This window comes from Pseudonocardia sp. (assembly GCF_025965585.1).
Classification (GTDB): Bacteria; Actinomycetota; Actinomycetes; order Mycobacteriales; family Pseudonocardiaceae; genus Pseudonocardia.
On the sequence record NZ_JAOPWR010000439.1, the window covers coordinates 24,739 to 35,919 of the forward strand.

Genomic DNA, 11,181 nt, shown 5'->3' on the forward strand with positions numbered 1-11,181 from the left:
GCGCGGGCGCTGTGGCGATGATTCGCGCGCGACCTCGCTCATCGCCCGCCCCCGAACAGCTCGGCCCGGGGGTCGTCGCCCTTCGTGGCCTCGGCGTAGGCCTGCAACGCCTCCGTGGCCGCGTCGTCGAGCTTCGACGGCACCGCCGCCTCGACGGTGACCAGCAGGTCGCCGGTCTTGGCCTTGCGTGGCACGCCGCGGCCGCGGACCCGGAAGGTACGCCCGCTCGACGTGCCAGCCGGGATCTTCAGGGACACGTTCGCATCCAGCGTGGGCACCGTGAGCGTGGTGCCCAGCGCCAGCTCGGGGAACGTGACCGGGACCGTCAGCGTCAGGTCGTCGGCATTGCGCTCCGAGCGACCGAAGAGCTTGTGCGGGTTGACGTGGACCCTGACGTACAGGTCTCCCGCGGGCGCCCCGCCACGTCCCGGCTCGCCCTGGCCCTTGAGGCGGATCTTGTTGCCGTCCGCCACCCCGGCGGGGATGCGGACGGTGAGCGAGCGGATCCGGGTGCTGACGCCGTCGCCGCCGCACTCCGGGCACGGGTCGTCGATGATCCGGCCGGTGCCGCGGCAGTCGCGGCACGGCTCGGAGAACGCGAACGCGCCCTGGCTGCTGCTGACCAGCCCGACCCCCTGGCACGTGGGGCACTGCCGGGGCGGGCTGCCCGGCTTGGCCCCGGTGCCGCCGCAACGCTCGCACCGGCCCGGCGAGCTGAGCCGGATCGGCACCTCGGCGCCGCGCACGGCGTCGACGAAGTCGATGCGCAGCTCCGTCTCGACGTCAGCACCGCGCTGGTTGCGCGGGGCCGACGGGCCGGCGCCACCACGGCCGGCGCCACCGAAAAGGCCGCCGAACAGGTCGTTCAACCCGCCCGCGCCCCCGCCACCGGCCCCGGAGCGGGCGAACAGGTCGTTCAGGTCGAACCCCTGCCCGCTCGCGCCGGTGCCGAAGCCACCGCCGGCCGGGAACCCACCGCCGCCGAAACCACCGGCGCCGCCGGCGAAGAGAGCCCGGGTCTCGTCGTACTCCTTGCGCTTCTTGTCGTCCGACAGCACGCCGTAGGCCTCGGACACCGACTTGAAGCGGGCCTCGGCCTTGGGGTCGCCCGGGTTCGCGTCCGGGTGCAGCTCGCGGGCGAGCTTCCGGTACGCCTTCTTGATCTCCTCACCCGTGGCGCCGGAGGCGACGCCCAGCTCGCGGTAGAAGTCCTTCTCGATCCAGTCGCGCTGGGTCATCCCGCCCCCTTCCTGTCAGACCGGCTTCTCGTCCGTGGGTTCGGCCGCCGGCTCGGGGGCCGTGCCGTCGTCCGGGCCGGGACCCTCGCCGCGGTCGACGACCGTGACCATGGCCGGCCGCAGCACGCGGTCGGCGATCCGATAGCCCCGCCGCAGCACGGCCGAGAGCACCGCGACAGTGGGCCCGGCGGCGTCGCTGGTGTCGTGCTGCACGGCCTCGTGCACGGACGGGTCGAAGGGCTCGCCCTCGGTCCCGAACGACTCCAGGCCCAGCTTCTGCACGACGGCCGTGATCTTGTCGCCGACGGCCTTGAACGGGCCGGTGAGGTCGCCGTGGGTCTCCGCGCGCTCGAGGTCGTCGAGCACGGTGAGCAGCTCGGACACGAACTGCACCCGGGCACCGACGAGCACCGACTCGCGGTCGCGGTCGATGCGGCGCCGGTAGTTGGCGTACTCCGCGGTGACGCGCTGCAGGTCGGCGGTGCGTTCGGCCACCTCGGCGGTGAGCTCGTCGACTCGAGGGTCGACGGCGTTCTCCGACACAGGAACCTCCTCCGCGGGGGCGGCGCCCCCGTCCGGAGACTCTCCGGACGGGGGACGCACCTCACCAGTCACCGGGTCGATCCGGCGCCGGTCCCGGACCACGACCCGCTCGCCGTCGCCGTTCTCGGCGTGCTCGTTGCGGTCGTGATCCGTCACTTCTTGTCCTTCTCCTCGTCGACGATCTCGGCGTCGACGACGTCGTCGGCACCGGCGTCGGCCTGGGTGCCGCCGGCCGCACCGGCGTCACCGGTGGGAGCACCGTCGGCGCCCGGCTGCTGGTAGAGAGCCGAGCCCATCTTCTGGGACTCGGCGGCCAGCTTCTCCATCGACGCCTTGATCGCCTCGGAGTCGGTGCCCTTGAGAGCCTCCTGCGCCTCGGTGAGCGCGGAGTTCACGCCGTCCTTGACGTCGGCCGGGAGCTTGTCGTCGTTGTCCTTGACGAACTTCTCCGTCTGGTAGACGAGCGACTCGGCCTGGTTGCGGACCTCGGCGTCCTCGCGGCGCTTCTTGTCCTCCTCCGCATGGGCCTCGGCCTCCTTCATCATGCGGTCGATCTCGTCCTTGCTGAGACCGGAGCCGCCGGTGATGGTCATGGCCTGGCTCTTGCCGGTGCCCATGTCCTTGGCGGACACGTTGACGATGCCGTTGGCGTCGATGTCGAACGACACCTCGATCTGCGGCACACCACGGGGCGCGGGCGGGAGGCCGGTCAGCTCGAACATGCCGAGCTTCTTGTTGTAGGCCGCGATCTCACGCTCGCCCTGGAACACCTGGATCTGCACGGACGGCTGGTTGTCGTCGGCCGTGGTGAAGATCTCCGACCGCTTGGTGGGGATCGTGGTGTTGCGCTCGATGAGCTTGGTCATCACGCCGCCCTTGGTCTCGATGCCCAGGGACAGCGGGGTGACGTCGAGCAGCAGGACGTCCTTGACCTCACCGCGCAACACACCGGCCTGCAGGGCGGCGCCGACGGCGACGACCTCGTCCGGGTTGACGCCCTTGTTGGGCTCCTTGCCGCCGGTGAGCTCCTTGACGAGCTCGGTGACGGCGGGCATGCGGGTGGAGCCGCCGACGAGGACGACGTGGTCGATCTGGCCGACGGAGATGCCGGCGTCCTTCACGACCTGGTTGAACGGGTTGCGCGTGCGGTCGAGCAGGTCGGACGTGATGCGCTGGAACTCGGCACGGGACAGCGTCTCGTCGAGGAACAGCGGGTTCTTGTCCTGGTCGACCGTGATGTAGGGCAGGTTGATCGTGGCCGTGTTCTGGCTCGACAGCTCGATCTTGGCCTTCTCGGCGGCCTCACGGAGGCGCTGCATGGCCATCTTGTCGCGCGTCAGGTCGATGCCCTGGGCGGACTTGAACTTGTCGACCAGCCACGTGATGACGCGCTCGTCCCAGTCGTCGCCACCGAGGTGGTTGTCACCATTGGTGGCCTTGACCTCGACGACGCCCTCGCCGATCTCCAGGAGCGACACGTCGAACGTGCCGCCACCGAGGTCGAACACGAGGATGGTCTGGTCCTTGTCGCCCTTGTCGAGGCCGTACGCCAGCGCGGCCGCGGTGGGCTCGTTGACGATGCGCAGCACGTTGAGGCCCGCGATCTGGCCGGCCTCCTTGGTGGCCTGGCGCTGGGCGTCCTCGAAGTACGCGGGGACGGTGATCACCGCGTCGGAGATCTCCTCACCCAGGTAGGACTCGGCGTCGCGCTTGAGCTTCTGCAGCACGCGCGCGCTGATCTCCTGGGCGGAGTACTTCTTGCCGTCGACGTCGTCGGTGGTCCAGCCGGTGCCGATGTGGCGCTTGACGGACCGGATGGTGCGGTCGACGTTCGTGACTGCCTGGTTCTTCGCCGACTGGCCGACGAGCACCTCACCGTTGCGGGCGAAGGCGACAACGGACGGAGTGGTGCGGGCACCCTCCGAGTTGGCGATGACCGTCGGCTCGCCGCCCTCGAGGACGGCGACGACCGAGTTGGTGGTTCCGAGGTCGATACCGACCGCACGAGCCATGGTTATGCCTCCGAATAGCTTGAGTTCAGTTGGCTCAAGTCTGCCACGGGCCGATCAACGCCTGCGCGCAGGCCTTGAGTCGTTCCCGCTCAACTTGCTATCCGGACCAACGTGGCACCCCGCCGCCGTGTTCCCGCCTGTTCAGAGGGGCTTCGCGGGGCGGGGCTCGACCCGGCCCGCTGACGCCGGCGGCAGCGGGTCCTCGACCGGGGCGAGGACCCGGTGCCGCTCGGGCTCGGCCACCAGCCGCTCGGCCGCGTCACGGAACTGCAGCTCGCCGTCCGGGCCGAGGTCGGCGTGGAAGCCCGACGCCGCGAGCTGCTCCTCGTCGAGGTCCACGAGGTACTCCCAGCGGCTGGGCACGACGGCGTAGTCCGGCCAGGGCAGGTGCCCGTAGGCGTCGTGCAGGTCCGCGAGCAGCCCGACGAAGACCTGCTGCCAGCGCAGCGGCATCGACTGCGCGAGCGACCGGGGGATCACCAGGTGGTCCGCCGTGGCCCCCGGGGCGGGCCGGTCGGCGTAGTCCTGCACCGGCGTCGTCGACGCGGGCACGGACGGTTCGGACGGCATTGCGTCTCCTGCATGTCGAGCGGGTGCGTGCGGTCAGGCGGGGTTGGGCGCGGTGCCGGGCCGGGTGGCCAGCGGCACGAGCTCCTCATAGTTCCACGGCACGGGACGCACGCGGACGGGCTGGCCGCTGAACGGCGCCTCGACCATCTCGTTGTTGCCCATGTAGAGCATCACGTGGTGGATCGTGCTGGGATCCGACGGGTCGGTGGCGTAGAACAGCAGGTCACCGGCCTGCGCCTGGCGCACCGGCACGTGCCCGCCCGCGTCGTACTGCTGCCACGACACCCGCGGCAGCGTCACGCCGGCGGCCGCGAACGCCTGCAGCATGAGGCCCGAGCAGTCGTAGGCGTTCGGGCCGGTGGCACCCCACACATAGGGCTTGCCCACCTCATGGAGCGCGAACGAGATGGCTGCGGCGGCCACCCCCGTGGCCAGCACGGCGGTGCCGCAGGAGGCGATCGGGTTCACGACGCCGGCGAGCTGCGACACCAGCTGCGAGGCCAGCCCCTCCCACTTCGCGTACGCGTCGGGGAACGCCGAGCGCTGCACGGTCTGCGCCGCGACCGTCACAGGGAGCGTCTCCCAGCCCGGGACGGCCATCAGCCGGTGCAGGAAGATCGTGGTGCTGTACACGGGGTCGGTGACCTGCCCGGGCGTGCCCCAGCCCTGCGACGGCCGCTGCTGGAAGAGCCCCAGGGAGTCGCGGTCGCCGTAGTCGAGGTTGCGCAGGGTCGACTCCTGCATGGCCGTCGCGAGCGCCACCAGCCAGGCCCGCGGCGGCGCCCCCATCTGCTTGGCGACGCCGATGATCGTGGCGGCGTTGGTGCGCTGCTCGGGGGTCAGGTCCCCGATCTGCATGCCCGCGCTGCCGCCGGCGCCACCGGACGAGATCGCACCCGCGTCGCAGTCGCCGAGCGTGCCGGTGCCGCCGCTGGTGCCACCGCTCGCGCTGAACGCCACGAACGCCACGGCGATGAACAGCATCAGCGCGGCGGCGATGACCGCGAACGGCAGGAGCAGGCGCAGCGGACGGAGGAGGAACACGGCGGTTCAGGCGCGGTCGTAGTCGGAGACCCGCCAGCCCCCGGTGTCGGTGTCGACCACGGTCACGAGCAGCGTCAGGGCGTCGGTGGGCACGTCGACCTGCACCGAGCGGGCCGCCACCTGCACGGCCTTCGGCGCGCCGGTGACACGGGTGGCCGGGACGCTCGACGGGTCGACGGTGGTGAGCACGCCGAGGAACTCGTCGGTGGTGGTCGGCCGCAGCCCGTCGAGCCACTGCTGGGCGGTGGTGCCGCCGGGCGGCCGGACCCACGCCGCGGCCCACCGCGCGGCCACCTGCAACGCCGCCGGCGGCGCCTGCGACAGCGGCAGCGTGGTGGGTGCGAGGGCGGGCACCGGCGGCAAGGCGCTCGCAGTCGGCGCCGCCAAGGGCTCGAACGAGTTGCCCGCGGGCGGCGAGGCCACCTGCGGGGCCGACGTCGGGGAGGCGAAGCCGACGATCCCGCCGCTGTCGGACCTGCCGTTCGCCCCGGCCAGCACGCCGACGAGCGCGGCGACCGCCACGATCACCAGCACCGTGACGGCGAGCCGCGCCGGCGACCGCAGGGGCCACTGCCACACCCCGCGGTAGGCCGCCGAGCGACCGCGCGAGGTCCGGATCGGCATCAGCCGCCCCCGCCGCGCGGGTACGCGGGCTGCGACGGGCGCGGCCGGTAGATCCGGTAGACGGGCACGCCGTCGACCATCTCCGCCTGCACCGGGCGGGCCGCGCCCGGGCGCATCGGCACGGTGTCGGAACGGCGGTAGATGGCGCGGTCGTCGACCTCGCCGGGATCGGCCCAGCTCGGCCGCCCAGCCCCGCCGCCGACGCCACCGGACCCCGCCGGCAGCGCCTGCCTGCGGGCGCCGGACACCGCGGCCGGGACAGTGGACACCTCGACCTCGGCCCGCTGCCGCGGCACGCGGGTGGCCGTGGCGGTGACGCGGGCGCCGGGCTCGGACTCCGGCCGGGCCCCGCCGGAGTAGTCGGCACCGGCCGACGCGCCGCGCCGCTCGTCCCACCAGCGGGTCTGGCGGTCGTCGGTCTCCGCGCCGCGAAAGCGCTGCCACACGCGCGACATCGGGCCGGCGCCGGGGCCCGGGATGATGCCGCCGAACTGGTCGCGGGTGAGCGACACCATCGACACGAGCCGTCGGAACGGCCGCGCGACCGCCCACAGCACCACCGTCACCACGCCGGTGACGAGGAGGGCGAGCCACAGGTCGATGCCCGAGTCGGGACGGAACAGCGAGACGACGAGCAGCGCGTGCAGGCCCGCGAGCGCCCCGACCACCAGCGTGTTCACGATCGCGGACCCCGCCACCCGCAGCAGGGCCGGGAGGATCTCGGGCTTGAGCACCGCCACCACCGCCGCGGCGGGCGCGGTCATCACCAGCAGCCGCAGTATCAGCATCGCGACCAGCACCAGCACCTTGGACAGCAACTGGAACAACGCGATGCACATGGCCTCGATCAGGGCCAGCACCCCGGCGCCGATCCGGCTGCCGGACTTGCCCTGGAAGTACGGGTAGCGGTCGCCCAGTTTGCCCGCGATCGCGGCGAAGTCGGCCTTCTTCTGCTCGGCGAGCGCCGGGGTGTCCTTGCCCTCGGCCACCTCGGCCTTGGTGAAGGTCTGCGCACGCAGCAGGTCGCGCCCGAACTGCTGCGCCTGCGGCACGTCCGGCGCCCCGAACTCGCCGCGCTCCCAGTTCTGGTAGATCACCTGGTCGACGAGCACGGTGGGCAGCGTGTCGCGGTTGCCCAGGCCGACCTGTCCGAGGAAGCCGTCCTGCATCTGCGTGACGCCGTCGAGCAGCAGCGGGTCGGCCGCCTTGGACCAGTTCACCGGAGCGAGGTAGGCCGCCGACCCGATGACGAGCGCCACCACGGCGAACGCAGCCCGCTGCGTCTGTCTCGCCAGGTCGCCGCGGATCGCCAGGACCAGCAGGAACACCGCGAGCAGTAGTAGAGCGGGGCCGATCCAGGTGGTGAAGACGGCCGTGTACATCGCCTTCGTGCCCTCGGAGATCACCGTGTCCAGCGGCGAGAGCAGGTCGCCACCGTCGGCGATGAGGTAATGCGCCCAGTTGACGCCGGCCACCGCGAACTTCGCCACGTTGAACGTCTGGTTGCCCAGCCACGTGTCGGTGGTGCTGGCCGGGTTGAACGCGGTGCCCGCGCAGCCGAGGTCGTAGGTGTACCAGACCATCCCCGCGTAACCGACCTCGTCGTAGACGCTGCCGGGCTCGCCGACGCCGTACGTCGGGGGGTCGAGCGAGCCCACCAGGCCGGTACCGGGGCGGTCGGGCTCGGGCGACTCCTTGCAGTCGAACGGCTGTGCCATGGCCGGCTGGCCGAGCATCACCGAGCCACCGACGAGCGCGGTGACGATCAGCAGCGCGATCCGCTTGCGGGGCCGCTCGAGACCGCGTTCACGGCGGCGGCGGTGCCGTGCGACGAGCACGGCGGCCACCAGCACGAGGGCTGCGGGTAGCCATCCGGCCTCCGCAGGCAGTCCCCCGCCCGTCACCGACCGGACCCTCCGGTGGCACGGGCGTGGTCGTCGGCCTGCCGGACGGTCCCGTTCCCCTTCCCGTTCGAGCTGCCGTTGCCGTGGTGGTGGTCGGCCCCGCCGTCGATGTCGCCGGGGATGTCGCCGTCGATGTCGCCGTCGATGTCACCGAGGAGGTCGAGCTCCTCGTCGTCGAGCAGCTCGGCGGACGACCGCGGCGGGGCACCCGACGGTGCGCCGCCGCGCAGCAGGCCGTCCGGGTCGTCCAGGTCGTCGAAGTGCTCGTCGAGGTCGTCGGCGAGCTCCACCGAGCGGTCGGCGGACGGGCCGCGGGGAGGTACGCGCACCGGCGCGGCCTTCGTCATCGGCACGGCACCGCGGGGCGCGGGCTCGTCGGGGGCGCGGACGGCGGCCGAAGCGGGCGCGGCCGGTACTCCCCGCACCGAGATGCGGCTGGCGTCGGGGTTGGTGTCGAGCGCCTCGCGGACGTGCTCCAGATGCGGGCCCTCGAGGTCGATCCGGATCTTCTCGACGCCACCGTGGCCGTCGGCGAAGACGAACTGGCGCGGCGTGTCGTCGGGACGGTCGTCGTGGCGCGGTCGCGGCGAGAGCGTGCCGAGCATCTGCTCGTAACCGACGCCGGTGGGCACCTTGAGCAGGCGGAGCGCGTCGGACTGGGCCTCGTCGTCGTCGGTGCGGCCGACGAACACGGCGTTGACCAGCGACGCGAACCCCGACACGCGCAGCAGGTCGCCCGCGAGCTGCGAGGCGAAGAGCGCGCGGACGTTGAACTTGCGGGAGTCGCGGGCCAGCCGGTCGATGAGCACCTTGCCGGTGGGCACCTGCGAGAGGAAGTGCGTCTCGTCCAGGGCCACGCCCTTGCGGAGGTTCCGGTCGGCGTCGTAGATCGTGCGCTGGGTCAACCACGAGGCGAGGTTGAGCAGCTCGACGGCGAGTGACTCGCCGTCGGTCCACTCCTCACGCGGGCTGCCCGGCCGCGGCAGGGTCATGCCCTGCATGGTCAGGACGGTGAGGCGGTAGTCGCGGTCGGCCTGCCACGGGTCGTCGCGGCTGGTGTCGGGGAACAACAGCGCGGCCTGGGGAAGCTCGCGGCGCTCCTCCAGGAAGTCGGCGACGACGCCGGCGTGCTCCTCGCCCTCGCGCGCGTGGCGGCGCAGGACGTCGATGACCTGGCCGGGGTGGCGGTCCGCCGCGCCGCCCACCTCGCGCACCGCGCGCAGCAGCACGATGCGCGTGTGTGGCAGCCGGGAGATGTCGTAGGGCAGCAGGCCGGTGAGCACGTCGAGGACGAGCCGGCGGCGCGTGGCGGCGGCGAGGGAGCGCTCCCGGCGCCACGCCCGCTCGGGGTCCTCCTCGTCGAGGAAGTGCTCGGGCCGCGGCTCGGCCACGACCCGGTACGGGTTGAGGATGCCGGGATCGGCGCGCAGCAGGTTGATGTGGCGGCTGAACGGGGCCAGCTCGGGCAGGCGGGTGAGCTCGGCCAGCGGACCGGACGGGTCGAGCACCGTCCAGCGCGCCCCGGATCGCAAGGTCTTGTAGACGATCAGCCCGGTGAGGAACGACTTGCCCGATCCCAGCCCGCCGACGACGGCCGTGAGGCCCGAGGCCCGGCGGACCTCCTGCGCCAGCCACGGGTCCCACGCGACCGGGCGCCGGGTGGCGGTGCAGGTCTCGCCGATCATGATGCCGCGCCGGTCGCCCACGCTCGCCGTGGCGGCGGGGACGGCCGCAGCGGCCCATGTGACCGAGCCGCGACGGCGGTAGGCGGTGGTGGCCAGCGGCTCGCCGGGGATGAACTCGCGCGCGTAGCGGTACTGCGCCTCGGGGTGCTCGATCTGGACCTTGGGCCGGTAGACGTCGAGCAGCTGCTGGGCGCGGCTGATGGCCTCGGCCTCGTCCTTGCCGGAGACGGCGATGCGCCACCAGCCGTAGAGGCGCGTGTTGAGCTGCGTCAGCCCGGACGTGAGCTCGTCCTCGACCTCGAGCACGCGGTCGGCCTGGCGCGCGAGCGACATCGGGGGATCGAGGTCGTGGTCGTGGGTGTAGTGCCGGATCTGGCTGCGCACCTTGCCCATCTGGCGCTGCAGCTCGCCCGCCACCTCCTCGGGCCTGCGGATGTACATCCGGGCCGACCACTCGACGGGGAACGGCAGCCGGTCGGAGTGCTGCATCCACGGGTCGTCGACCTCGGGGATGCGCAGGCCCTCCATCAGCCCCACCGAGAGCACGGCGACGTTGCGCGACACCGTCTGCGAGCGGATCCGGCCCACGACCTTGACCGTGGGGGCGTAGGGCTCCTGGTACATCTCGACGCCGTCACTGAACGCGGCGAGGTCCTCGGTCTCCCAGCGGGTGACCGAGCCCGGCACCACCGACAGCGTGCGCGGCGCGGGCAGCCCCAGCGCACACGACCGGTGCATGAGCCACGCGATGTCGTCGGCCGCGGCCGGAACGGCGTCGAGGCCGCTGCCCGCCACGAGCTCGTCGAGATGGGAGACCTCGGACGCGAGCGCAGCCAGCTCGGCGCGGACGGCGGCGGGCGCGAACTTGCCGAGCACCGGCGCGGCGGCCTCCACCCAGCGGTCGACCATGCTCCGCCCGGAGACCTCGATGCCGAGGAAGACCTCCTTGTCCGACATCGACAGCCCCATCAGGTGGCGCTGCTCGCCCTCGAGGAAACCGTCCCAGCCGAGTGAGCCCGCGACGTCGGGCATGCGGCCGAGCGCGTTGTTGTCGAACGACTCCGCCCACATGTGCACCGGGTAGGGGCGCGTGGTGACCCGCAGGTGGACCCAGCGGCCCTGCAGCTCCCCGAGCTGCGCGGCGATCTGGCGGATCAGCACCTCGCGCTGGGAGTCGCTGCGGAAGCTCCAGGCCTGCGCGGCCAACCGGTACCAGGCCATGACCTGGGTGCCGGTGCGCGTCAGGTGGCCCTCGATGGAGCGCAGCGCGATGTCGGGCACGTACTTGGGCAGACCGGACTCGCCGGCGAGTGCACGTCCGCGACGGAGTCGCGGCCCATCGGCCGAGCCAGGACGGCGGCCGCGCGGCTCCCCGGACGAGGTGTCGCGGGCGGCGTCACGTCGTGGCACGCGAGCGCCCCTTCCGGTCCCCGCGCGCGGCGGCCTTGGCAGAGCGGGTGGTGGCACGGGCGGACGCGCTGGGCCACGCGGTGGAGGCGGCGGGCCGCGGGGTCCACCTGCGGGTCACCACGCGCCCCTACCCGGTGCACATGTGGGCGGA

At 72.7% G+C, this 11,181-nt stretch carries 8 protein-coding genes; all 8 read right to left on the minus strand.

All coding sequences use genetic code 11. From position 1 onward, the window contains the following. Window positions 1-38: 38 nt before the first annotated feature. The gene (dnaJ, locus tag JWR81_RS27045) at window positions 39-1,238 is read right to left on the minus strand and encodes a molecular chaperone DnaJ (protein WP_297659004.1); all 1,200 of its coding nucleotides are present in this window, start codon (window positions 1,236-1,238) and stop codon (window positions 39-41) included. 15 nt (window positions 1,239-1,253) lie between these two features. After that, entirely contained in the window at window positions 1,254-1,937 is a 684-nt protein-coding gene (gene grpE / locus JWR81_RS27050; protein WP_297659006.1) for a nucleotide exchange factor GrpE, read from the minus strand. Then, window positions 1,934-3,793, minus strand: coding sequence for a molecular chaperone DnaK (gene dnaK, locus JWR81_RS27055; RefSeq protein WP_297659008.1), 1,860 nt, complete (start codon window positions 3,791-3,793; stop codon window positions 1,934-1,936). Before dnaK ends, grpE begins: the two co-directional genes overlap by 4 nt. A gap of 141 nt (window positions 3,794-3,934) precedes the next feature. Then, the gene (locus JWR81_RS27060) at window positions 3,935-4,363 is read right to left on the minus strand and encodes a hypothetical protein (protein ID WP_297659010.1); all 429 of its coding nucleotides are present in this window, start codon (window positions 4,361-4,363) and stop codon (window positions 3,935-3,937) included. A 33-nt stretch (window positions 4,364-4,396) separates the two neighbouring features. Next, window positions 4,397-5,407 carry a C40 family peptidase gene (locus tag JWR81_RS27065; RefSeq protein ID WP_297659012.1) on the minus strand — a complete coding sequence of 337 codons (1,011 nt, stop codon included), beginning with the start codon at window positions 5,405-5,407 and terminating at the stop codon, window positions 4,397-4,399. Window positions 5,408-5,413: 6 nt separating this feature from the next. Then, entirely contained in the window at window positions 5,414-6,031 is a 618-nt protein-coding gene (locus tag JWR81_RS27070) for a hypothetical protein (RefSeq protein WP_297659014.1), read from the minus strand. Next, window positions 6,031-7,935, minus strand: a complete 1,905-nt coding sequence (locus tag JWR81_RS27075) for a hypothetical protein (protein ID WP_297659020.1) — start codon at window positions 7,933-7,935, stop codon at window positions 6,031-6,033. Before JWR81_RS27075 ends, JWR81_RS27070 begins: the two co-directional genes overlap by 1 nt. After that, on the minus strand, window positions 7,932-10,841 hold the full coding sequence (locus JWR81_RS27080; RefSeq protein ID WP_297659024.1) for an ATP-binding protein: 2,910 nt from the start codon (window positions 10,839-10,841) through the stop codon (window positions 7,932-7,934). Before JWR81_RS27080 ends, JWR81_RS27075 begins: the two co-directional genes overlap by 4 nt. Window positions 10,842-11,181 lie beyond the last annotated feature (340 nt).

Bases quoted from the DNA above. Each gene is read 5' to 3' on its own strand.
- dnaJ (WP_297659004.1), bottom strand. From the start codon at position 1,238: ATGACCCAGCGCGACTGGATCGAGAAGGACTTCTACCGCGAGCTGGGC.
- JWR81_RS27070 (WP_297659014.1), bottom strand. From the start codon at position 6,031: ATGCCGATCCGGACCTCGCGCGGTCGCTCGGCGGCCTACCGCGGGGTG.
- JWR81_RS27080 (WP_297659024.1), bottom strand. From the start codon at position 10,841: ATGGCCTGGTACCGGTTGGCCGCGCAGGCCTGGAGCTTCCGCAGCGAC.
- dnaK (WP_297659008.1), bottom strand. From the start codon at position 3,793: ATGGCTCGTGCGGTCGGTATCGACCTCGGAACCACCAACTCGGTCGTC.
- JWR81_RS27060 (WP_297659010.1), bottom strand. From the start codon at position 4,363: ATGCCGTCCGAACCGTCCGTGCCCGCGTCGACGACGCCGGTGCAGGAC.